21 protein-coding genes are annotated in these 21,012 nt (G+C 64.3%); 6 read left to right on the forward strand and 15 right to left on the reverse strand.

The features are described from left to right. Nucleotides 1-72 precede the first annotated feature (72 nt). Nucleotides 73-1,068 (forward strand): N-acetyl-D-Glu racemase DgcA, encoded by a 996-nt coding sequence (dgcA, locus tag IVB19_RS24605; RefSeq protein ID WP_247361742.1) that lies wholly within the window; start codon nt 73-75, stop codon nt 1,066-1,068. Here the strand turns inward: dgcA and IVB19_RS24610 are convergent. Beyond that, nucleotides 1,038-2,234, reverse strand: a complete 1,197-nt coding sequence (locus tag IVB19_RS24610) for an MFS transporter (protein ID WP_247361739.1) — start codon at nt 2,232-2,234, stop codon at nt 1,038-1,040. The genes dgcA and IVB19_RS24610 overlap by 31 nt on opposite strands. Before the next feature lie 75 nt (nt 2,235-2,309). On the opposite strand from IVB19_RS24610, the gene IVB19_RS24615 reads away from it, so the two are divergent. After that, nucleotides 2,310-3,707: a hypothetical protein gene (locus tag IVB19_RS24615; protein ID WP_247819910.1), complete on the forward strand. Its 1,398-nt coding sequence runs from the start codon at nt 2,310-2,312 to the stop codon at nt 3,705-3,707. 263 nt (nt 3,708-3,970) lie between these two features. On the opposite strand, the gene IVB19_RS24620 is transcribed toward IVB19_RS24615, so the two are convergent. After that, the gene (locus IVB19_RS24620; RefSeq protein ID WP_247361734.1) at nt 3,971-4,366 is read right to left on the reverse strand and encodes a hypothetical protein; all 396 of its coding nucleotides are present in this window, start codon (nt 4,364-4,366) and stop codon (nt 3,971-3,973) included. Nucleotides 4,367-4,453: 87 nt separating this feature from the next. On the opposite strand from IVB19_RS24620, the gene IVB19_RS24625 reads away from it, so the two are divergent. After that, complete coding sequence (locus IVB19_RS24625) at nt 4,454-4,771, forward strand: antibiotic biosynthesis monooxygenase family protein (protein ID WP_247361730.1); 318 nt, start codon at nt 4,454-4,456, stop codon at nt 4,769-4,771. A gap of 30 nt (nt 4,772-4,801) precedes the next feature. Here the strand turns inward: IVB19_RS24625 and IVB19_RS24630 are convergent, their stop codons facing one another. Continuing rightward, nucleotides 4,802-5,245: an RbsD/FucU family protein gene (locus IVB19_RS24630; RefSeq protein WP_018457525.1), complete on the reverse strand. Its 444-nt coding sequence runs from the start codon at nt 5,243-5,245 to the stop codon at nt 4,802-4,804. Between the two features lie 164 nt (nt 5,246-5,409). Here IVB19_RS24630 and IVB19_RS24635 point away from each other — a divergent pair, with 164 nt between their 5' ends. Next, nucleotides 5,410-7,227, forward strand: coding sequence for a caspase family protein (locus IVB19_RS24635; protein ID WP_247406835.1), 1,818 nt, complete (start codon nt 5,410-5,412; stop codon nt 7,225-7,227). Between the two features lie 73 nt (nt 7,228-7,300). Here IVB19_RS24635 and IVB19_RS24640 read toward each other — a convergent pair whose 3' ends face one another. The 4 genes from IVB19_RS24640 to thiD form a co-directional block, all read right to left on the reverse strand. Beyond that, nucleotides 7,301-8,284, reverse strand: a complete 984-nt coding sequence (locus IVB19_RS24640; RefSeq protein ID WP_247361722.1) for a threonine/serine dehydratase family protein — start codon at nt 8,282-8,284, stop codon at nt 7,301-7,303. Between the two features lie 63 nt (nt 8,285-8,347). Next, nucleotides 8,348-9,391: a glycosyltransferase family 4 protein gene (locus IVB19_RS24645; protein WP_247364618.1), complete on the reverse strand. Its 1,044-nt coding sequence runs from the start codon at nt 9,389-9,391 to the stop codon at nt 8,348-8,350. 11 nt (nt 9,392-9,402) lie between these two features. After that, nucleotides 9,403-10,215 carry a UDP-2,3-diacylglucosamine diphosphatase gene (locus IVB19_RS24650; protein ID WP_247361719.1) on the reverse strand — a complete coding sequence of 271 codons (813 nt, stop codon included), beginning with the start codon at nt 10,213-10,215 and terminating at the stop codon, nt 9,403-9,405. A 206-nt stretch (nt 10,216-10,421) separates the two neighbouring features. Then, nucleotides 10,422-11,222 (reverse strand): bifunctional hydroxymethylpyrimidine kinase/phosphomethylpyrimidine kinase, encoded by an 801-nt coding sequence (gene thiD, locus IVB19_RS24655; RefSeq protein WP_247361715.1) that lies wholly within the window; start codon nt 11,220-11,222, stop codon nt 10,422-10,424. Between the two features lie 129 nt (nt 11,223-11,351). Between thiD and IVB19_RS24660 the strand changes: the two genes are divergently transcribed. Beyond that, nucleotides 11,352-11,597, forward strand: a complete 246-nt coding sequence (locus IVB19_RS24660; RefSeq protein WP_007602021.1) for an Lrp/AsnC ligand binding domain-containing protein — start codon at nt 11,352-11,354, stop codon at nt 11,595-11,597. A 24-nt stretch (nt 11,598-11,621) separates the two neighbouring features. Here IVB19_RS24660 and IVB19_RS24665 read toward each other — a convergent pair whose 3' ends face one another. Next, on the reverse strand, nt 11,622-12,551 hold the full coding sequence (locus tag IVB19_RS24665; RefSeq protein WP_247819911.1) for a c-type cytochrome: 930 nt from the start codon (nt 12,549-12,551) through the stop codon (nt 11,622-11,624). Nucleotides 12,552-12,707: 156 nt separating this feature from the next. Between IVB19_RS24665 and IVB19_RS24670 the strand changes: the two genes are divergently transcribed. Further along, nucleotides 12,708-13,124, forward strand: a complete 417-nt coding sequence (locus tag IVB19_RS24670; RefSeq protein ID WP_007602019.1) for a CHRD domain-containing protein — start codon at nt 12,708-12,710, stop codon at nt 13,122-13,124. Nucleotides 13,125-13,201: 77 nt separating this feature from the next. Here IVB19_RS24670 and IVB19_RS24675 read toward each other — a convergent pair whose 3' ends face one another. From IVB19_RS24675 to murJ, 7 genes are all read right to left on the reverse strand, one after another. Then, on the reverse strand, nt 13,202-14,497 hold the full coding sequence (locus tag IVB19_RS24675) for a cystathionine gamma-synthase family protein (protein WP_247819912.1): 1,296 nt from the start codon (nt 14,495-14,497) through the stop codon (nt 13,202-13,204). A gap of 251 nt (nt 14,498-14,748) precedes the next feature. Then, on the reverse strand, nt 14,749-15,198 hold the full coding sequence (locus tag IVB19_RS24680) for a cytochrome c (RefSeq protein ID WP_346283628.1): 450 nt from the start codon (nt 15,196-15,198) through the stop codon (nt 14,749-14,751). A gap of 91 nt (nt 15,199-15,289) precedes the next feature. Continuing rightward, the gene (locus IVB19_RS24685) at nt 15,290-17,599 is read right to left on the reverse strand and encodes a xanthine dehydrogenase family protein molybdopterin-binding subunit (protein ID WP_247819914.1); all 2,310 of its coding nucleotides are present in this window, start codon (nt 17,597-17,599) and stop codon (nt 15,290-15,292) included. Between the two features lie 139 nt (nt 17,600-17,738). Beyond that, nucleotides 17,739-18,263 (reverse strand): GNAT family N-acetyltransferase, encoded by a 525-nt coding sequence (locus IVB19_RS24690; RefSeq protein WP_247819915.1) that lies wholly within the window; start codon nt 18,261-18,263, stop codon nt 17,739-17,741. A gap of 50 nt (nt 18,264-18,313) precedes the next feature. Next, nucleotides 18,314-18,592 carry a DUF1127 domain-containing protein gene (locus IVB19_RS24695; protein ID WP_247819916.1) on the reverse strand — a complete coding sequence of 93 codons (279 nt, stop codon included), beginning with the start codon at nt 18,590-18,592 and terminating at the stop codon, nt 18,314-18,316. A 300-nt stretch (nt 18,593-18,892) separates the two neighbouring features. Beyond that, nucleotides 18,893-19,309 (reverse strand): SRPBCC family protein, encoded by a 417-nt coding sequence (locus IVB19_RS24700; RefSeq protein WP_247819917.1) that lies wholly within the window; start codon nt 19,307-19,309, stop codon nt 18,893-18,895. A gap of 154 nt (nt 19,310-19,463) precedes the next feature. Then, the gene (gene murJ, locus IVB19_RS24705; RefSeq protein ID WP_247819918.1) at nt 19,464-20,990 is read right to left on the reverse strand and encodes a murein biosynthesis integral membrane protein MurJ; all 1,527 of its coding nucleotides are present in this window, start codon (nt 20,988-20,990) and stop codon (nt 19,464-19,466) included. Between the last annotated feature and the right edge of the window lie 22 nt (nt 20,991-21,012).

Below are 21,012 nucleotides of genomic sequence, written 5' to 3' on the forward strand. Positions count from 1 at the left end.
GAAGGTATCCCCAACTGGTTAACCTTAGTTGCTAGAGGTAACCAGCAGGTTCAGATTTCGCCAGAGTTCAAAATGACTTCCAGCAAAGTTCCTGCCCTCGCCGCGCGAATCGAGCGCTTTCCCATCGCAGGCAGTTTCACCATCAGCCGGGGCGCCAAGACCGAGGCCGTCACCGTTGTGGCCGAGGTCCGCCGGAAGGGCCTGACCGGCCGCGGCGAATGCGTGCCCTATCCCCGCTATGGCGAGACGCCGGAGGCGACCCTTGCCGCCATCCAGGCCATGCAGGACGCCGTGGCCCGCGGTCTCACCCGTCAGGCCCTGCAAGCCGCCATGCCGCCCGGGGCGGCCCGCAATGCCCTGGATTGTGCCCTGATCGATCTGGAAGCCAAGGCGGCCGGATTGCGGGCCTGGAGCCTGCTCGACCGCCCGGCGCCGGGCGAGCGCACCACGGCCTACACGATCTCGCTGGACACGCCCGAGGCCATGGCGGCGGCGACCGCCAAGGCGGCGCACCGGCCGCTGCTCAAGATCAAGCTCGGCGGCGACGGCGATCCGGAGCGGATCACGGCGGTGCGCGAGGCGGCGCCCGAATCCGAGCTGATCGTGGATGCCAACGAAGCCTGGACCGAAGCCAATCTGGAGCAGAATCTTGCGGCCTGCGAGGCCGTCGGCGTCACCTTGGTCGAGCAGCCGCTGCCCGCGGGCCAAGACGACGCGCTGGCGCGGATCAAGCGGCCGCTGGTGGTTTGCGCCGACGAGAGCGTGCACGACCGCACTTCGCTGGCGTCACTCCGAGAGCGCTACGACGCCGTGAACATCAAGCTCGACAAGACCGGCGGCCTGACCGAGGCGCTGGCCATGGCGGACGCCGCGCAAGCGCTCGGCTTCGAGATCATGATCGGCTGCATGGTCGCGACCTCGCTGTCGATGGCGCCTGCGATGCTGGTGACGCCGCAGGCGCGCTTCGTCGATCTCGACGGCCCGCTGCTGCTGACGCGCGACCGCGATCATGGCCTGCGTTATGATGACAGCCTGGTCTACCCGCCGGACTCGTCGCTCTGGGGATGAGCTTTCAGCCGGTGCCGCGCCGACCAGATCACAAGCGCACCGACACCGGCCATCGCGGCCATGACGTAATACAGGCCGTCGCCGATGCGGGCGTAGATCGCGCCCGACGCGATCGAGGTGGTCGCACCCAGCAGCCCGTTGCACGCGGCGTAATAGCCCTGCCCCCGCGCGATTTGATGCGACGGCACGCGCTGCACCAGCAGACTCATCGTGCCGAGAATGGTCATCCCGAAGGTGAGGCCGTGGCCGAGCTGCACGACCGCGAGCAGCGCGAGCGGCGGGTCGTACGCGGTGACGACCCAGCGCACGACCGCGCTCGCGCCCCCGATCGCCATGAGCGAAGACGGGTGCAGCGAGAAGCGCGGCGACAGCGCGAACACGACGATCTCCGCGATCACCCCTAACGTCCAGAGGCCCGCGATCGTCAGCCCGCCGAGACCGTGGGCCTGCCAGTTGATGGCCGAGAACGTATAGTACGCGACGTGACTGCCCTGGATCAGCGCGGCCGAAACGATGATGGCCCTGAAGCCGGCATCGCGCAGCAGCGCCTTGCTGGCGTGCACCGCCGTCGTCCGTCGCCTGACATCGTCAAGCGGCTGCAGCAGCATGCCGGCGGCGACCGCAACCACGGCCCAGGCGACGATGACCCAGATCAGATCGCGCGCCGCGATGTGGTCTACGAGATAGCCGCAGGCGAGCGAGCCGGCCGCGAAGGCTGCCGAACCCCACAGCCGCACCGGCCCGTAATCGAGCCGGTAGCGGGCGACGCCACGCAGCGCATAGGCGTCGGTCAGCGGCATGGTCGGCGTCCACATCATGCAGGTCAGCGCATAGATCAGGAACAGCGCCAGCGGCTGCTGCTGCAAGCCGACCGCCGTGAACCCGATCGCCGTCGCCAGCACGGAGATCATCATGCCGGCGCGAATCGCATGTCTCTTTTCAGCAAAGGCGGTGATCTGCGGCAGCGTGGTGAAGCGTGTGATCGCCGGCAGCGCGTTGATGAGGCCGATCCAGGCCGCGTCGATGCCGATCGCCTTCAGCCAGACCGGAAAGAACGGCAGATGCGTTCCCGACACCGCGAACACGGCCGAGTAGAACAGCGCGAGGCTCACGGCGAATCGCCGCTTCTGAGATGCTGCGATGGGGATTTGTGATTCGCCTGCCATCAAACCAATTGCGATTCGGTCGATATCGTGATGATCGTTACTGTAACGCGCGGTGATTTGCGCGACGAGATTGACATGGCCAACGAAGCATTCGCCCTCTCGCCTATGTCTGCCCGTGCGGCCGAGCCGAACGAGCAGGATTACGACGCGATCCGCGAAGCCTTCATGGAGACCGCGCGCGGCCGCTGGTTCCTCGGCGAATACGCCAAGCGCAACCGCAATGCCGATACCCGCATGGTGCTCGACGCGGTCGCGAAAATCGAAGAAGCCCTTGCGGCACAGCGCCAACCCGTCGTCGAGGACCGCCTCCCCGAAGCCTTGGTCGCCATCCGGCACGCGATTCGTGAAGCCGAGACGATCGCAATCGCGGCGTTCGATCCTGCTGCGATCGAGGCGAGCCTCGCACCGATCCCGCGCGGCCTGCGCATCATCAAGGAGATCTCCTGGCGCTGGCGCGAGATCGGTGCCGACGGCCGAATCTGCGACCTGATTGATTCGCAGCTCGCCTCGATCGAGGCGGCCTGCGCGCAGGTTTCGACCATCGACCCTCGCTCCGACCTCAAGGCCGCATTCGATCTGCTCAAGGACCGGATCGACCAAACCGACGCTGACGCAACACCGCAGGCCGCGCGCCCCTCGCCGGCTCCGGTGCAGGAGACACCGTCGTCCGCTGCGGAAGCTCCGCTGGCGGAGGCCGCGCCTGCGGCGATGGCCAGCGAAGCACCCGTGGCTTTTACGGAGGCGCCGCAGGACATCGCAGAGGCGATCGAGCCCGAAGCCGCCACGGACGCGGCCGGAATCGTCTCCGAGGCCTTCTCCGTTGCCGAGCAGGCGACGGACGCCGCGCTCGAGCCGGAGACCATCGCCGAGAGCCGGATCGCGCCTGAAGACATCGCTTTTGAAGAGCCGGCCACTGAGGCTTTCGCGGAGGTGACGGACGAATTTTCGCTCGATGCCGCCGCCGAAGCCGAGGACGAAGCCATCCTCGAGGCCATCGCGCTGGAGATGGCCGCGCCCGACCCCGAATTCGACGAGATCATCGAACCGGTCGAGATGGAAGCGACGATTCCGGAGCCGGTGGTTGCGGAGGCCGCAGCGCCCATCGCAGCCGAGATACCGGAGCCGATCACACCTGAGCCGGCCGCAGCCGAGCCAGTCGCCGCCGCAGCGGTCGTGGAGGAGCCCGTAGAGGAAGCGCCGATCGCGATGGAATCGCTGGCGCGCCTCACCAACGCCATTGCGGAAGCCGCCGCCGAAGTGATGGAGCAGCCGGCGCCCGTCATGGCAGCATCCGCGACATTCGGCGCGGCGCAGGCCACGACGCTCCCGATGACGTCGCCGGTTCCGGAAGCTTCGCTTGGCGCCACCATCCTCGCCAGCGGCATCCTGCAAAAGCCCCGCGCCGCCGCCAACGATCCCATGGCGCCAATCCGCCGCATGACCCAGGCCGAGAAGATCGCGTTCTTCTCGTAAGGGGATGCGGCCTGCTCCGTCTCGTGTCCCGGACAAGCGAAGCACAGATCCGGGATCCAGGAGCCACAGCTTCCGTCGCCACATGGCCCCGGCTCTGCAGCGCACCATCGAAGAGAGGCTGCGCTACGTCGGGGGCACGAGAGCCGCGTGAGGAAAACGCTCTCTCCTCAACGTCATTGCGAGCGCAGCGAAGCGATCCGGATTGTCACCGCGGAAAGACTCTGGATTGGTTCGCTACGCTCGCAATGACGGATGATCAGCGATCACCCGCAATTCCACACCGCACCGATCGGCGTCCGCGTCCAGCACGGCCCAAAACTGCCGCCATTGTAGCGGCCGCCGCCGAAGCCGGGCCGGCCGAAATAGCGCCACTCACCATCCCAGCCGTAATATTGGGGAACTGGATCGATGTACCAATGGCGCCGGTCGCTAGGCGATATCCGCCGCATCGCTTCCTTCTGCTTGTAGAGGGGAATGCTGTTGCTCAGCGGCTGGCGATAGCCCGGCAGGAAGCCGTAACCATGCCAGGCTTGCTTGGGACGCTTTTGGATCGGAGCAGCCGGCGCGACTGCCGGCAGCAGCGATAGGACGATAGCGACAGATAGACATAAAAGGCGTGACATGGATGCACGATAGACGGCCGCTTGCGGAATGACCATTCAAATTCGAGTGCCAAGTAACAAAGCCCTCACGAAACCGAATAGCAGATCGAGCGGCAGGAATCCTATCGATTAAGGTGTAGAAATATGATTGGCGAAGTGATTGTCATTGGCGATCTGCAATTGCGTAACGGCGCCTCTGTCGACGAACACGACCGGCTCGGCGCGCGCATGTACGACATCGTCAGCCGCCTTCCCGGCTTTGTGTCGGTCAAGTCGTTCAAGGCCGACGGCGGCGAGGAGCTCACCGTGTTCCGCTTTGCCTCGGAGGAAGCGCTCGAAGCCTGGCGCACCCATCCCGAACATGTCGAGACGATGAAGCGGGGACATGCCGAATTCTACGCCAGCGGCTTCCTGCAGATCTGCAAGGTGATCCGCGAGGTCGGACCATTCGAGCACGCGTGACGCGGACCCGCATCGTTCGATCGTGCGCTGCTAGCTGATCACACCCTTCCTGATCAGGAAGCATCCGTAACTGCTGCTGTCGCCGACCTGTACGACGCCAAAGCTCGCCGCCGCCGCGCGATAAAAATCCGGCCGCGAGAGTTTTCCGGGCGTGACGGGCCGGCCGGCGGCACGCTCGATCTCCGCGAGCACCGCGCGCTGCACGTCGGGGACGCGGTCGGGATCGTCGACCGGCATCATCACGCGGACCGGATCGGGATCGAAATCGTCGAGCGGATAGACCGACATGATGGCGCGAATCGCGGTCTCCATGCTCATGCCCGGCAACTGGATCAGGCGCTGCGAATGCGTGCTCTGCGCGATGCGCGCCGAGGGGTGATTGGCATCGACGAAAGCAAGATCGTCGCCGTGGCCCATGGAAGCCAGTAGCCAAAGCAGGTCGGGCGTGAGGATCGGATCGATCGATTTCAGCATGTGACGGACTGTCCTCCCATTGGGCGCCCACCTTGGCAGGTTCCAAGCGTGATTCAGATCACGCAGCCTACCATGGTGATGGGGATCACGGACATCAAACTCGAACGCGGCCAAGTTTGCCGGCAACCAATACCGTATCGAGATCAGTGCCAAGGGAGCACGCCATGTTCCGCCTAAAACCTTTCCTGATGACGGCTAGCCTGCTGGGGAGCCTGTTCGGCTTTGCCTGCGGCCCAGTTTCCGCGCAAGTCGCCCCGGTCGAGCCGGCCCCGACCGCGCTGCAAGGCCCGGAACAGCGTGTCGCGCTGGTGATCGGCAATTCGAACTATCAGAACGCGCCGCAGCTCGCCAATCCGGACAACGACGCGGAGTCCATGGCGAAGTTCCTGAACTCCGCCGGGTTCGAAGTGGTCGCCGCGACCGACCTGACCCAGAACGACATGCTCCGCGCCGTCCAGGACTTCTCCGCCAAAGTGTCGGCGCGTGGTCCGAACACGGTGGCGATGGTCTACTATGCCGGTCACGGCGTGCAGCTCGCCGGCGAGAACTACCTCGTTCCTGTCGACGCCAAGGTCTCGAGCCAGACCGAACTCGTCAACAACTCCGTCCGCCTGGTCGACGTGATGTCGACGCTGGAGACGATCCCGAGCCGTATGCGCATCGTCATCCTCGATGCCTGCCGCAATAACCCGTTCCCGAACGTGAACGATGCCGGCCGCGGCCTGGCCATCGTCGATGCCCCGAACGGCTCGATCGTCGGCTACTCGACCGCGCCGGGCGCCGAAGCGCAGGACGGCACCGGCGGCCACAGCCCCTACACGCAGGCCTTCCTGAACGTCGCGCGCGAGCCCAACGTGCCAATCGAGCAGCTGTTCAAGCGCGTGCGCCTCGAGGTGAACCAGACCACCAGCGGCGCGCAGATCCCGTGGGAGAGCTCGTCGCTGACGTCTGACTTCACTTTCTTCGGCGACACCGCCGTTGCCGCCAGCCGCACGCCGGTGAATACGCCTGTGGTGCAGATGGCCTCCAATCTGCCGAGCCGCTCGACCCGCCAGGCCTATGACTACGTGGTGTCCGAGGCTCGGCCGGAGTACTATCAGGAATTCATCACAATGTATCCGCACGATCCGCTGTGCGATCACGTCCGCTGGCTGCTCAACAATCTGCTGCTCACGCAGGCCTGGCACAAGGCGGTGCTCGCGAACTCGCCGCTCGGCTACAAGAACTTCTATGACAGCTACGGCAACACGCCCTATGCGCAGGTCGCGCTGAAGCTCCAGATGCAGCCGAAGCAGATCCCCTTGATGCAGGCGACCAAGTTCCTGGCGCCGCAGAATATCGCCCCGACCTTCAAGATCGGCAATCTCGGCCAGCCCAAATACATGCCGCTGCAGCAGGGCAATGGCGGTGCGCAAGTGAACAGCAATTTGCCGATCGTGCAGAAGTCGGGCGACAATAACGGCATCGGCAAGCTCGGCAATGGCGGCCAGATCGTCAACCTGCCCGCGGGCAACAACCAGCCCAACCAGCAGAACGGCACGCCGTCGCAGACCCCGGGCAAGATCGTGACCCTGCCTGCGCCAACCAACACCACCAACAACAATGGCGGCATCGGCAAGATCGTGACGCTGCCTGCGACCAACAAGACGCCGAACGGCGGCAGCAATGCCGGCACTGCCAACGGCACAAGCAACGGCACTCCCGGCAAGATCGTGAGCATGCCGGTCAATGTCGGCAAGGGCGGCACGACCATCGATACGAAGCCCGTCAATGTTCAGACGCAGAACAACCCGATCCGCATCAACAACGGGGCGAAGATCAGCAACAACCCCGTGAACAAGGTGCAGGTGCAGAACAACAATCACCCGCAGTTCAATGAGACCAACCGGAACGTCAACAGTGGCAGCAACAACTTCCGGCAGTCGATGAACCTGAGCCAGGGTGGCAATGGCGGCAACAACCACCGCGGCTTCATGCACTGATCGCGGTCGGCCACACACGACAAAGGGCAGAGCGGAGACGCTCTGCCCTTCTTGATGTCAGAAGATTAGAATATCAGGCCACCAGCTCGGCAAACAGATCAGCGTCGACATTGCCGCCGGAGAGCACGATGATGACGTTCTTGCCGGCAACATCAAGTCGTCCCGCAAGCAGCGCGGCCAGGCCGACCGCTCCGCCCGGTTCGACCACGAGCTTCAGCTCGCGATAGGCAAACGCGACGGCCGCGCCGACTTCCTTGTCCGAGGCGGTCACGCCGCGCGCGAGCAGCTTGCTGTTGATCGCAAACGTCATCTCGCCGGGGATCAGGGCCATCAGCGCATCGCATATGGTGCGGCCGGCGGGTGCGTGCGGCTCGCGGTGGCCCGCGGTCAGCGACAGGCCGTGATCGTCGAACGCGTCGGGCTCGGCCACCACGATCTCGGCCAGCGGAAAACGCGCCTTCACAGCCGTTGCAACGCCGGCGATCAGGCCGCCACCGGAGGCTGGCGCCACCACGATGTCGGGGCTGAGGCCGAGCGCCGCCATGTCCTCGGCGATTTCGCGGCCGGCGGTGCCTTGGCCGGCGATCACGAAGGGATCGTCATAGGGCCTGACCAGCGTCGCGCCGCGCTTCTCCGCGATGCCGCGCGAGATCGCCTCGCGGTCGTCGCGGTCGCGGTCGTACAGCACGACCTCGGCACCGTAGGATTTGGTGCGCTCGCGCTTCGACAACGGCGCATCCGCGGGCATCACGATGGTCGCCTGCATGTCGAGGATCTTTGCCGCCGCCGCCACGCCCTGGGCATGGTTGCCGGAGGAGAACGCAACCACGCCGCCGGCGCGCTTGTCCTGCGGGATCGAGGCGACCTTGTTGAAGGCACCGCGAAACTTGAACGACCCGGTGCGCTGGAGCATCTCCGGCTTGAGATAGACCTTTGCACCGACACGCTCGTTGAGCACGGGAAAGGACAACAGCGGGGTGCGGACGGCGAAGGGTGCGATCACGCGTGCTGCGGCGTCGATATCGGCAGGGCCGATCGGGAGAAGCTGTTCTGTCATGCCTGATGTTATCGCGCCGGATGAGGCGCGGGCAAGGCATCTCCGCGCGAGGGCTTCTTCCCCTCAGGCGACGAATCGCGCCGGTTCTGCCCCGTTCCGGCCGGGCATCACGGCGCCGACGGCCAAAATGCTGTCGACAAAAGCCCGGGCCGAGGCCTCCCAGGTGTAGTTGGCGGCGAATTCCACGCAGTCCTGCCGGCAGATATCCAGCGCGGCGAAGCAGGCGCTGCGCAGATCGTGATCGAGCGCGCCGACCGGCGCATCGCCGATCACGTCGCGGGGCCCCTTCACCGGAAACGCCGCGACAGGCAGGCCGCTCGCCAAGGCTTCGAGCAGAACGAGGCCGAACGTGTCGGTCTTGCTCGGAAACACGAAGACATCGGCGGCCGCGTAGATGTCCGCCAGCTCCTCGCCATGCTTTTCGCCGAGGAAGATCGCGTCCGGATAGGCCTCCTCCAGCGCGACACGCGCCGGGCCGTCACCGACGATCACCTTGGTGCCGGGCAGCTCGAGGTCGAGGAACGCCTCGAGATTCTTCTCCACCGCGACCCGACCGACCGAGAGGAACACCGGCGCCGGCAGGCAGAGATCGATCGCGCGGGGATGGAACAGATGGGGGTCGACGCCGCGCGGCCACAGCACGACATTGTCGAAGCCGCGCTCGGTCAGCTCACTGGCGAGCGCCGGCGTCGCCGCCATCACGGCGCGGCTGGGGCTATGGAATCGGCGCAGCGCCCGCCAGATCAGCGAGCCCGGCACCGGCACGCGGGCGCGGACATATTCGGGAAAGCGGGTGTGGAAGCTGGTCGTGAAGGGCAGCTTGCGCTGCCGGCAATAGCGGCGGACCATCAGGCCGATCGGCCCCTCCGTCGCGATGTGGATGCTGTCCGGGCGCGCCTCTTCGATCAGCTTCGCGATTCTGCCCGGGCGCGGCATGGCCACCCGCACGTCCCGATAGCTCGGCATCGCAAAGGTGCGGAACGATTGCGGCGTCAGGAACGAGAATTCGACGTCGAGACTTTTCGCGGCGTCGGCAAGCTTGGTCAGCGTCCGAACCACACCGTTGACTTGCGGGTGCCAGGCGTCGGTCGCGACCAGGATGCGCATCAGGCTGCCTTTCATGCAGCTCTGGCTGCGACCTGCGGGACCTGTGCCGGCTTCTCGGCCTGGTCCGCCCAGGTGATGATCTCGAAATGGCCCTCGTCGTGCTCGACCAGCGCCGTGCAGCTCTCGACCCAGTCGCCGCAATTCATGTAGCGGATGCCGCCCTCGTCGCGGATCACCGCGTAATGGATGTGGCCGCAGATCACCCCGTCGGCATCGTGGCGTCGCGCCTCGGCGGCGAGCGCCTGCTCGAACGCGCCAATATAGTTGACGGCGTTCTTGACCTTCTGCTTGGCCCATTGCGACAGCGACCAATACGGCACCTTGAACATGCGCCGGAAGAAGTTGACGAAGCGATTGAGCTGAATCGCGAAATCGTAGGCCTTGTCGCCGAGATGGGCGAGCCAGCGTGCGTTCTGCACCACGAGGTCGAAGATGTCGCCATGGATGACGAGATACCGCTTGCCGTCCGCGCCGGTGTGGACGGTGTTCTCGACCACGTCGATGCCGCCGAAATGCGTGCCGTAATAGTTGCGCAGGAACTCGTCGTGATTGCCGGGGATGTAGATGACCTTGGCGCCCTTGCGCGCCTTGCGCAAAAGCTTCTGGACGAGGTCGTTATGCGATTGCGGCCAATGCCAGCTCGATTTCAGCGCCCAGCCGTCGACGATATCGCCGACGAGATAGATCGTGTCGGCATCATGGAAACGCAGGAAATCGAGCAGAAGATCGGCTTGAGAACCGCGGGCTCCGAGATGAACGTCGGAGATGAACAACGTGCGAAAGCGCCGCTCCGGGCTCTCGTCACTCACATCGTAACTTCCCATGCGCCAGCCTGTAACAATGTCCCGTGACAGGGGGATGACCAATCGAACCTTTGAGGCACCCTCAGATACGAATCGCGCTTGCCTCGCCCACCCCGCGAATATCAGTCGCATGCGACAATCAGGCGACATGGCGTCGCGGCAGCCTCCGCAAGAACCCGGAGCTGCATGGCGGGAGGGACTAGCGGTGGCGCGCTCGCGACCGGCGTTCAGTAAAATTTATGGAAATGATGGATCGGGCCGTGTCCGTGGCCGACGCTGAAGCGGTCGGCGGCGGCGATCGCCGCGCTGATCCAGGTCTTGGCGTTGCGCACGGCGCGCTCGAGATCTTCGCCTCTGGCGAGCCCTGCGGCGACCGCCGAGGACAGCGAGCAGCCGGTGCCATGGGTGTTGCTTGTGGCAACGCGCGGCGCGGCGAGCGCGATCGTGGTGCTGGCATCGACGAGATAATCGATACTCTCGGCGCCCTCGCCGTGGCCGCCCTTGATCAGGACCGCACGACTGCCGAGCGCCAGCAGCCGGCGCCCCTGGCTTTCGATCTCGGCCTCGCTGGCCGCGACCGGCTCGTCGAGCAGAGCCGCGGCCTCGGGCAGATTGGGTGTGATCACCGAGGCCAGCGGCATCAGCTTGATGCGCAGGGCATCGACGGCATCGGACGCGAGCAGGCGATCGCCCGACGTCGCCACCATCACGGGATCGAGCACGATATGCCCGGGCGCCCAGCGCGACAGCGCGGCCGCGATCGCATCGATGCTGGCGGCTTGCGCCACCATGCCGATCTTGACCGCGCCGACCTCGAGATCGGAAAACACCGCGTCGATCTGCGCGGTGACGAATTCGGCGGGCACGGCGTGAATGCCGGTGACGCCGCGGGTGTTCTGCGCCGTCAGCGCCGTGATGGCGGAAGCGCCAAAAACGCCGAGCGCGGCAAAGGTCTTCAGGTCGGCCTGGATGCCGGCGCCTCCGCTCGAATCGGAGCCGGCAATGGTCAGCGCTACGGGTGTCGTCATGGGGCGCTCTTCAGCGTTTTCGAAGCCATGGCCCGTCCTAGCGCGCCTCTCCCAGCCCAGCAAGTTCGCTTGCTAAATCCGGCCGGGTTTGGCCTATTAGCCGTCAGATATGCTTTCGGAGTGACCGCGATGGTTCCCTTTTTCGTCCAGATCAAATGCAAGCTCGGCCAATCCTATGTGGTCGCCAATGCGCTTGCCGAAGCCGAGATCGCCTCCGAGATCTATTCCACGGCCGGGCAATACGACCTGCTGGTGAAGTTTTACGTCGACAACGACACCGATATCGGCCACTTCGTCAACGAGAAGGTGCAGGTGCTGCCCGGCATCCAGGACACCCTCACCATCATCACCTTCAAGGCGTTTGGCGCGAGTTGACCGTCCGAAAAAGGGCAGGCCCGATCAGGTGCCGCCCTCCTTGCGCTTGGGACGCGGCGGACCGTCCACCGGCGGCAGCGATTTGAGATAGTCCGCCATCGCCGCGAGATCGTCGTCCGGCAGTTGCGAGGTGTTCTTGATCACCCGCGTCATCGCGCCGCCGACGCTGTCGCCGTCGGGCAATTCGCCGGTCTTCAGGAAATAGGCAATATCCTTCGCGCTCCACTCGCCAAGGCCCTTCTGGGTGATGTTGGGAACCCATCCCTCGCCTTCCGGATTGGGGCCTCCAGCGAAGCGTTGTGCGGCGGTGATGCCGCCAAGCGCGTTGCGCGGGCTGTGGCATTCCGCGCAATGGCCAAAACTGTCGACGAGATAGGCGCCGCGATTCCACTGCGGTGACTTCGCGCTGTCGGGGACGAAGGGCTTGTCGTCCAGAAATAAGAATTTCCAGATGCCGACGTTGCGCCGGATGTTGAACGGAAAGGGCACGTCGTGGTCGCGCACCTTGCCTGCGACGGCCGGCAGCGTTTTCAGGTACGCAAAGAGATCGAGCACGTCCTCGCGCCTGGCGTGCTGATAGGACGTGTAAGGAAAGGCCGGAAAATAATGCTGTCCGTCGGGCGAGACTCCGTGCATCACCGCGTTGACGAATTCGGCGTCGTTCCATTTGCCGATGCCATCGGTCGGATCGGACGAGATGTTCGGCGCATAGAACGTTCCGAACGGCGACTTGATCGCGACGCCGCCGCCAAGCCTGAGACGATCGGGCTGGTCGGGGACGGCATGGCATGAGGCGCAGCCGCCGGCGTTGAACATCACCTGGCCATTGGCAAGATCAGGGACGCGGGCAGGCGCGGTGCCGGCGGCCGCCCCCACCGGCGCGCTGAGCCACCAATAGACGCCGGCCGCGGCGAGTGCGGCGAGCAGCGCCACGGGGATTGTTCGTCGCAACATGCGGTCCTTTTCGTCGTCGCGGCGAAGCTTATGACCGATGTCCTCGCGGCTCCAGCCACGAAGAATTTAGCCCACCGCGGCTTGAAACGGGAATAAACTGCAATGCCGGCTGTTGGAAGTTTGGCAGCCCAAACGGGTTCAGCAGGGAGAAAAATCATGAACAAGATCGTCATCGCCATGTCAGTGCTTGGCGCCGTTGCTTTTGCGGGTTCCGCCAGCGCGGAAAAGCTGAAAGCAACGCTCGACGCCAAATCCGAGGTCCCCGCAACGACCAGCAGCGGCACCGGAACGGCCGATCTGGATTACGACGCCGCCAGCAAGAAGCTGTCCTGGAAGGTCACCTATTCCGGCCTGTCCGGGCCCGCCACCGCCGCGCATTTCCACGGACCTGCCGAGCCCGGCAAGAACGCCGGCGTTGCGATTCCGATCCCAGGCGCTGCCACCAGCCCGGCCGAGGGCTCGGCGACACTGACCGACGCGCAGGCCGCCGATCTGCTCGGCGGCAAGCTCTACGTCAACATCCACACCGCGGCCAATCCGGGCGGCGAGATCCGCGGTCAGGTGACGAAGTAAGCTTCGCACAGTCCAACAAAAAGGGCGGCTGCCATCGCAGCCGCCCTTTTCGATTCCGCGTAGCGCTGGCGCAGGCGTCACACCTCAGGTTCGGCCGCGTTCAGCGCCTGCGCGAGGTCGGCGATCAAATCCGACGGGTGTTCGATGCCGATCGACAGCCGGATCGTGGAATCGAGCACGCCGATCTTCCGGCGGATGTCGGCGGGAACGCCGGAATGAGTCATGGTGGCAGGCAGGCTCGCAAGCGACTCCGTTCCACCAAGGCTCACCGCCAGCTTGAGGATCTGCAGCGCGTTGAGGAACTTCATCGCCGCGGCCTTGCCGCCGACGATGTCGAACGAGAACGTGGACCCTGCCCCCGAGCATTGCCGCGCAAATACAAGTCCATCCGGCGACGCCGCGTCGTGATGACCGAGATAGTGCACCTTGGCCACTTTGGGATGATCGCGCAGATAGTCCGCCACGAGGCGCGCATTCGCATCCGCCTTTTCCATGCGCAGGCTCAGCGTCTCGAGCGAGCGGTTGATCATCCAGCAGGAATGCGGATCGAGCTGGGTGCCGATGGCGCCCCGCAGCGCCTTGATCCCTTTCACCACCGCCTTCGCGCCGAGCGCGGCGCCCGCGATCAGATCTGAATGACCGCCGACATATTTCGTGAGCGAGTACAGGGAAATATCGGCGCCGTGTTCGATCGGTCGCTGAAACACCGGCCCGAGCAGCGTATTGTCGCAGGCGATGATCGGAACGTGTCCTTGCGTCTTTCCGATGGTCTCGGCAACGCGCCGCATCATCGCGATGTCCACCAGCCCGTTGGTCGGGTTGGCCGGAGTTTCGATCAGGATCATCGAAACCCGGCCCTTGCGCATGGCCTCCTCCGCGGCTTGGCTGACCACGGCTTCATCGACGCCATCGGCGAAGCCGACGGCGCCGATCGACAGACGCGCAAGCGTATTCGTCAGCAGCGTTTCCGTGCCGCCATAGAGCGGCTGCGAGTGTAGAATGACGTCGCCGGGGCGGACGAACGCCAGGATCGTGGTCGCGATCGCCGCCATGCCGGACGAGAACAGCGCACAGCTCTCGGTGCGCTCGTAGATCGCGAGCCTGTCCTCGACGATTTCGCTGTTGGGGTGATTGAAGCGTGAATAGACCAGGCCCGCGCCCATCCCTTCCGGCGGCTCGCGCCGGCCGGAGACGAAATCGAAAAAGTCCTGTCCGTCCTCGGCCGTCTTGAACACGAAGGTCGAGGTCAGGAACACCGGCGGCTTGACGGCGCCTTCCGACAATTGCGGATCGTAGCCATAGGTCAGCATCAGCGTTTCCGGATGCAGCATATGGTTGCCGATGTGCGTCTTCGACGGGAACGGTTTTACCATGGCTTGTCTCGCTGTTGCTGATTGAGGCACTCGCCGTAGGTTGGAACTCCTGATGTCGTGACGCAGTCAGGAGCGAGATGCGTCAGCGTCAAAAGCTCACGCCAATGCCGCGGCGGCTGGAGCAAAGATAGCTGCTCCGGCAGCGATCCGTCAGGCCTTGCGGATAGAATTTCCCGAAAAGGCGGCTGCTTTCGCAACCGCCCTTTCTCGACTCAACAGTAGCGCGGATGGAGCGAAGCGCAATCCGACCGCTACTTCAACTTGACCCGATAAGTCTCATGGCAGTCGTTGCAGCGCTCGTTGATAGCCGTGTAGGCGGCCTTCAGGCTCGCCACATCGCTGATCTTGCCCTTGACGTCGGCGATCGCCTTCTGCACCGGCGGAATCTTGGAGTCGAAATCGACCTTGTTCTGCCAGACTTTTGCTGAAGCACCGTAGGTGGCGTTCACCACGTCCTGCTTGGGATTGACCTCGAAGGTCTTTGCGATCTTGGCGACGTCGGTCTCGATGCTGGCAATGGCCTGATCGACGGCCTTCTGATCGTAGGGGATATCGCCCTTCGTCATCTTCTGGATGATGCCATACTGGTTCTTGGCGATCGAGCGCATGAGATTGTCCTGCTGCACGGCAATCTCCTGCTGCGCCATCACGGCGCCCGCACCCAGCGAGAGGATGCCCACAACAATCATCATCCGTTTCATCGGTTTGTTTCTCCGCTCGTAGAGTTTGGGGTGCGCCATCATGGATAGAACCCGGCGACGGGCGTTTATTCCCGCCGTGGGAGGTCGCAGCTTAGAGGCTGTGACGGCGATGGTGCTCGTTGATGGCGATCCACACCCGTTCCGGAGTCGCCGGCATGTCGATGTGGTCGATTTTGTATTCGCGCCAGAGCCCGTCGACGATGGCGTTGACGACGGCCGGGCAGGATCCGATCGCGCCGGCCTCGCCCGCCCCCTTCACCCCCAGCGGATTGGTCTTGCAGGGAACGTTGGCGGTCTCGAACACGAAGGCCGGCCCGTCCGCCGCGCGCGGCAGCGCGTAGTCCATGAAGGTCGCGGTGACGAGCTGGCCGTCGCCCGCGCCATAGACCACCTGCTCCATCAGCGCCTGGCCGATGCCCTGCATGGCGCCGCCATGGACCTGGCCGGCCAGCAGCAGCGGATTGAGCGTCATGCCGAAATCGTCGACGATCACGTAGTTGACGATTTTGATGATGCCGGTGGCCGGATCGATCTCGACCTCCGCGACATGGGTGCCGTTGGGATAGGTGCCGTCGGCGCTGGCGAAGGTCGCGCTCGCGTTCAGCTTCGAGGGATCCGCGCCGGGTCGCTTGGCGAGATCGGCGAACGAGATCGAGCGGTCGGTGCCGGCGATGCGCACAATGCCGTCGGTGATCTCGAGGTCGCCGGCGCTGCCTTCCAGCGCCTGGGCCGCGATTTCCTTCAGCTTCTGCCCGAGCTCGCGGGTCGCGCGCTCGACGCTGACACCGCCCGACGGGATCGAAGCCGAGCCGCCGGTGCCGAGGCCCGTGGCGATCATCTCGGTGTCGCCCTGGTGGACGTGCACGCGCTCGGGCGCCACGCCGAACTGCTCGGCAACGATCTGCGCATAGGCCGTCTGATGGCCCTGCCCGCTCGACTGGGTGCCGATCAGGACCGTGATATCGCCATTGGGGTCCATCCGCACATTGGCGGTCTCCTCGCCCATGGTGCCGCAGACCTCGACATAGCTCGCAAGTCCGATGCCGCGGATCAGGCCGTTCTTCTTGGCCGCCTTGGCACGCTTGCCAAAATCCTTCCACTCGGCGATCTCCATCGCGCGCTTCAGATGCGCGGCAAAGTCGCCGGAATCGTAGACCTTGCCGGTCGCGGTCTTGTAGGGCAGCGCCTTCGGCTGGATGAAATTCTTGCGGCGGATGGCATCCACCGTCATGTCGAGTTTTCGCGCGCAGGCGTCCACCAGGCGTTCGATGACGTAAGCAGCCTCAGGCCGCCCGGCGCCGCGATAGGCATCGACCGGCACGCTGTTGGTGAAGACAGTGCGCACACGGCAGTGGAACGCCTGGATGTCGTACAGGCCCGGCAGCATGCCGGCGCCGCCATGCGGGATATAGGGCCCGAAGGTCGACAGATACGCGCCCATGTCGCCCATCAGGTCGCAATCCATCGCGAGGAACTTGCCGTCCTCGGCCAGCGCCATCTTCGCGGTGGTGACGTTGTCACGGCCCTGCGCGTCGCCCATGAAATGCTCGGTGCGGTCGGCCGCCCATTTCACCGCCTTCTTCAGCTTACGGGCGGCGACTGCCAGGAGGGCGTATTCCCGATAGGGAAACAGTTTCGTGCCGAAGCCGCCGCCGACGTCGGGGCAGATCACCCGCATCTTGTCGGTCGGGATGTTGAGCACGTTCTGGCAGAGGATATCACGCAGGCGATGGCTGCCCTGGCTGCCGACCGTCAGCGTCAAATGGTCGCGCTTCGCGTCGTATTCGCACACCGCCGCGCGCGTCTCCATGAAGTTCGCCACCACGCGCGGATTGACGATCGAGATCTCGGCCACCGCATGCGCTTTGGCAAAGGCCGCTTCAGTCGCTTTCTTGTCACCGATCGAGACGTCGAACAGCACGTTGCCGGGCTTGTCCGGCCAGACCAAGGCTGCGCCCTTCTTCACGGCGTTGACGACGCCGGTTACCGCCGGCAGCGGGCTCCATTTGACCTCGATCGCCTCGATCGCGTCGCGGGCCTGGTCGATGGTCTCGGCGACCACAAAGGCGATGGAATCGCCGACATGGCGTACCTCGTCCTTGGCGAGGATCGGGTAAGGCGGGCCGGTGAAGGGATCAGTCTCGAGATTAAACAGGCAGGGCAGATTGCCGAGATCCTTGACGTCGTCGGCAGTCAGGATCAGCGCGACGCCGGGAAGGGTGCGGGCGCGACTCGCATCGATGGTGTATTTGGCATGCGCATGCGGCGAGCGCAGCATCAGGCAGCGCAAAGCGGCCTGCGGCGCATAATCGTCGGTATAGCGGCCCTTGCCGCGGATGAGCGCGTCATCCTCCTTGCGCAACACGCTTTGGCCAACGCCGAACTTGATGGGAGCCGCCATTTTCTCGTCCCGTTTCTCATGGTTGTTTTGCCGGCATATTGCCGTGGAAAAACTGGCAAGGCAAACGGGTTTAGACGGGCCGCGCCTGTCAAGGCCGATGATTCGAAGCCGCCCTCGGGGCTTCGGGCGACCCCGCGCCTCAATGGCTGAATTTCCTGACCATGAGGTATTTGTCATACGTGATATGACCAATACGGACTGCAGCGGGATCCGTGCCGTAGACCTCGAATCCGTTGCGCTTGTAGGTCCTGATTGCAGCGGTTGCTTCGAGCAGGACCTCAAGATGTACCTGCTCGACGCGTGCCTTGGCATGGTCAAGAAGCTCCTTGATGAGTCGATCTCCGATTCCTTTACCTCGGCCATCTTTCCTCACGTAAACCGTGAAGATGTGACCCCTATGCTGCGACCGAAGAGCTGGCGACACGTAGAAGCCCGCGACTCCGATCAGATTTCCCCGCCAGAGGGCGCCAAGGATCGCCCCGCTGAGCCAATGCCGATAGGCAGTCAGCATCGCCTCTCCGCCCTCGTCCTCTTCGGCAGAACCAAATGTTTGAGGGTGCGTCCGAAGCGCCTCCGCGCGAATGTCACGAAAGAGGTCGAGATCATCGACAGTCAATCGGCGGATTTCCAAATCCGCCGGGGCCCTCGGCGCATGCGACATCATGGTCGCTTCCTCTCCTTGTCGCTGCGAAGGTCGGCAGGACCGCTGGTCTGTCACATCCCACCGCGGCCCCACAGGGTCCTCGCATTATCCCTCAGCCTGTCGATAGCCCGTTCCGGCGAGATGTAGTCGACCTCGCCACGCGTCAGGCCGATATCCATCAGCTCCCTGTCACTCAGGTCCTGCAAGGCGATTTGTGGACCCTGCCGCCAGCGCCAGTCCTGGAGCGCACGCCAGTATCGCGCGAGCAAGCCTGGGATGCTGCGCGTCGACGCAAGTTCGAGGGAGAGTCCCTCGGCCTCGGATGTGATGTTCGTCTGTTGGGGTGGCATCGGACGCTCCTGCTGTTGTGCCGGCAGGGAAGCGTGGCCAAACAAAAGGCCCCGTCCGATGCCGGCGGGGCCTGGTGGAAAGATGTCGTCGTCGAATTCTTAGCGCGCGACTCCTTCCACGGCCCAGCCGAAGCGGGTCATGTGGTTGCGGTTGAGTTTGCGCACTGATTTGATCATGCGACGCGATTACCACAGCAATCGCGCAAAATCAAGAGATGTGTAGAGGTTCGCTGCATCCTGGAGGCGAGTCCCTACCTGAGGGTGCCGGGCGCCGAAGCCGACGACGCCCGTCAACGCCCTTCACGACTTCGTCTGCTTCGCTTCCACGTATCGTGCGAAATTGTCGAGGATTGCCTGCCAACCGCCTTGCTGCTGCTCGACCGAGTGCGTCGATTCGCCATCGAAGACAACCCGGACCAGAACGCCCTTCGGGTCGGGCACAAACTCGACTTCGGCTTTTCGCTCGCCGAACGCGTATTCGATCCGCTTGTGCTCGATGATTTTCGTGTAGGTACCGGCGAAGTCAAAGCCCATGCTGCCGTCCTTGGCCTCCATGCGCGAGGAGAAGACACCGCCTTCTCGCAGGTCGACGGTCGCCTTGGTCGTATGCCAGTCGTCGGACGCGGCGTTCCACTTCATGATGTCGGCCGGCGTCGTATAAGCGCGCCAGACCTGATCGATGGGGGCTGCTACGTTGGTTTCGACGGTGATCCTCATAAACAGTGCTCCTGGTTCGAATTTTGGCGGCTCAAGGTGACGGCATCACGTCAATTGTGCGGGGTCCATCCGCCGCACTTCGAGATGTGTCCATCCAAGGAAGATCGAGACTGGCCCGTGCCGACAAGGTCGAGCCGTCAAAAATATGAAAAAGTTAACCCCGCACCAGTGAGACCAGCCAGCGGCGCCCGAACAGCGCAAGGGTGGCGAGCGCATAGACGATCGTGCCTCCGACGGCCAGCAGAAGCAGCGTCAATTCGTCCCGGAAGTGCATCAAGCCCAACGAAGGACTGCTGAAGCGCGCGATGAGCCAGAAGGCGGCGGCCAGGATAATCCCGGTCAGCAGGAATTTGACGAGCGACAACAGCCAGGCGCGGTCCAGCACGAGAAAGCCTCGCCGCACCGCGAAGAACAGCACCAGCAGCAGGTTGGTCCACACGCCGACGGCAGTAGCCAGCGCAAGCCCGATCTGGGCCAGCGATCCCATCAAGGCAATTTTCAAGGCGACGTTGACCGCGATGCCGGTCAGCGACGCCCGCACCGGCGTCGCCGTGTCCTTGCGCGCGTAGAAGGTCGCGACCGCGCTGCGGATCAGTACGAAAGGAATGAGGCCGATGGCATAGGCCGCGAGCGTGGCGCCGGCAGCGGCGGCATCGGCTTTCGAGAACGCACCGCGGGCGAACAGCGCGCGCATGATCGCGTCGGGCACGGTGAGGAAGGCGGCGACGAACGGCACCGAGAACAGCAGCGTGAAATCGAAGGCGCGGCGCTGCGCCTTCATCGCGCCGTCATGATCGTTAGCCGTGATCCGCCGCGACATCTCCGGCAGCAGCACCGTGCCGATGGCAATGCCGATCACGCCGATCGGGAGCTGGTTGAGACGGTCGGCATAATACAGCGCCGACAGAGCGCCCGCCGGCAGGAAAGTCGCGATGATGGTGTCGGCAAACAGCGCGAGCTGCGTGCCCATCGAGCCCAGCGTCGCCGGCCCGAGTGCCCTAAAGAATGCGCGGACGTCTTCGTCGAGCTTGAGCGGCGCAAAGCGCGGCAGGCCGCCATGGCGGGCGAGATCGCCGGCGAGCAGGACATATTGCAGGAAGCCGGAGATGAGGACGCCCCAGGCGGCGGCGTGGCCCGCGCTGGGAAACCAGGCGGCAAGCGCCAGCGTCATCATCATCGAGATGTTGAGGAAGATCGACGCGGCCGCGGCGCTCGCGAAGCGCTGCATCACGTTGAGCATGCCGCCATAGAGCGTCACCAGCGTGATCAGCAGCAGATAGGGAAAGGTGATACGTGTGAGCTCGATCGCGAGCTTGCGTTGCTCGGCGTCCTCGGAGAAGCCGGGCGCCAGAATGCTCATGGCTTGCGGCATGAACAGCCAGGCGACGATCAGCAGCACCACCTGCGAGGCCAGCAGCAGCGTGAAGATGCGGTCGGCGAACAATCTTGCCGCCCCCTCCCCGCGCTCGCCATGGACGTGCGCATAGGCCGGCACCCAGGCGGCGTTGAAGGCCCCCTCGGCGAAGATCGCACGGAAATGGTTGGGCAGCCGCAGCGCCACGAAAAAGGCGTCGGCCACGGGGCCGGCGCCGAGAATCGCCGCAAGCATGATGTCGCGGGCAAATCCCGTCAGCCGCGAGAGCAGCGTGTAGCCACCAACCGTGAAGATACGTCCGAGCATCGTTCCCTTCTAAAGGAAGAGC

Origin of the sequence: Bradyrhizobium sp. 187 (genome assembly GCF_023101005.1) — a bacterium.
Lineage (GTDB): Bacteria > Pseudomonadota > Alphaproteobacteria > Rhizobiales > Xanthobacteraceae > Bradyrhizobium > Bradyrhizobium canariense_D.

Excerpts from the sequence above, each read along its gene's own strand:
- IVB19_RS24660 (WP_007602021.1), top strand. The coding sequence starts at position 11,352 with ATGGTTCCCTTTTTCGTCCAGATCAAATGCAAGCTCGGCCAATCCTAT.
- IVB19_RS24670 (WP_007602019.1), top strand. The coding sequence starts at position 12,708 with ATGAACAAGATCGTCATCGCCATGTCAGTGCTTGGCGCCGTTGCTTTT.
- IVB19_RS24675 (WP_247819912.1), bottom strand. The coding sequence starts at position 14,497 with ATGGTAAAACCGTTCCCGTCGAAGACGCACATCGGCAACCATATGCTG.
- IVB19_RS24635 (WP_247406835.1), top strand. The coding sequence starts at position 5,410 with ATGTTCCGCCTAAAACCTTTCCTGATGACGGCTAGCCTGCTGGGGAGC.
- IVB19_RS24650 (WP_247361719.1), bottom strand. The coding sequence starts at position 10,215 with ATGGGAAGTTACGATGTGAGTGACGAGAGCCCGGAGCGGCGCTTTCGC.
- IVB19_RS24700 (WP_247819917.1), bottom strand. The coding sequence starts at position 19,309 with ATGAGGATCACCGTCGAAACCAACGTAGCAGCCCCCATCGATCAGGTC.
- IVB19_RS24685 (WP_247819914.1), bottom strand. The coding sequence starts at position 17,599 with ATGGCGGCTCCCATCAAGTTCGGCGTTGGCCAAAGCGTGTTGCGCAAG.
- IVB19_RS24665 (WP_247819911.1), bottom strand. The coding sequence starts at position 12,551 with ATGTTGCGACGAACAATCCCCGTGGCGCTGCTCGCCGCACTCGCCGCG.
- IVB19_RS24630 (WP_018457525.1), bottom strand. The coding sequence starts at position 5,245 with ATGCTGAAATCGATCGATCCGATCCTCACGCCCGACCTGCTTTGGCTA.
- IVB19_RS24645 (WP_247364618.1), bottom strand. The coding sequence starts at position 9,391 with ATGCGCATCCTGGTCGCGACCGACGCCTGGCACCCGCAAGTCAACGGT.
- IVB19_RS24640 (WP_247361722.1), bottom strand. The coding sequence starts at position 8,284 with ATGACAGAACAGCTTCTCCCGATCGGCCCTGCCGATATCGACGCCGCA.
- IVB19_RS24690 (WP_247819915.1), bottom strand. The coding sequence starts at position 18,263 with ATGATGTCGCATGCGCCGAGGGCCCCGGCGGATTTGGAAATCCGCCGA.
- IVB19_RS24610 (WP_247361739.1), bottom strand. The coding sequence starts at position 2,234 with ATGGCAGGCGAATCACAAATCCCCATCGCAGCATCTCAGAAGCGGCGA.
- IVB19_RS24615 (WP_247819910.1), top strand. The coding sequence starts at position 2,310 with ATGGCCAACGAAGCATTCGCCCTCTCGCCTATGTCTGCCCGTGCGGCC.
- IVB19_RS24695 (WP_247819916.1), bottom strand. The coding sequence starts at position 18,592 with ATGCCACCCCAACAGACGAACATCACATCCGAGGCCGAGGGACTCTCC.
- thiD (WP_247361715.1), bottom strand. The coding sequence starts at position 11,222 with ATGACGACACCCGTAGCGCTGACCATTGCCGGCTCCGATTCGAGCGGA.
- IVB19_RS24680 (WP_346283628.1), bottom strand. The coding sequence starts at position 15,198 with ATGAAACGGATGATGATTGTTGTGGGCATCCTCTCGCTGGGTGCGGGC.
- dgcA (WP_247361742.1), top strand. The coding sequence starts at position 73 with ATGACTTCCAGCAAAGTTCCTGCCCTCGCCGCGCGAATCGAGCGCTTT.
- IVB19_RS24620 (WP_247361734.1), bottom strand. The coding sequence starts at position 4,366 with ATGGTCATTCCGCAAGCGGCCGTCTATCGTGCATCCATGTCACGCCTT.
- IVB19_RS24625 (WP_247361730.1), top strand. The coding sequence starts at position 4,454 with ATGATTGGCGAAGTGATTGTCATTGGCGATCTGCAATTGCGTAACGGC.
- murJ (WP_247819918.1), bottom strand. The coding sequence starts at position 20,990 with ATGCTCGGACGTATCTTCACGGTTGGTGGCTACACGCTGCTCTCGCGG.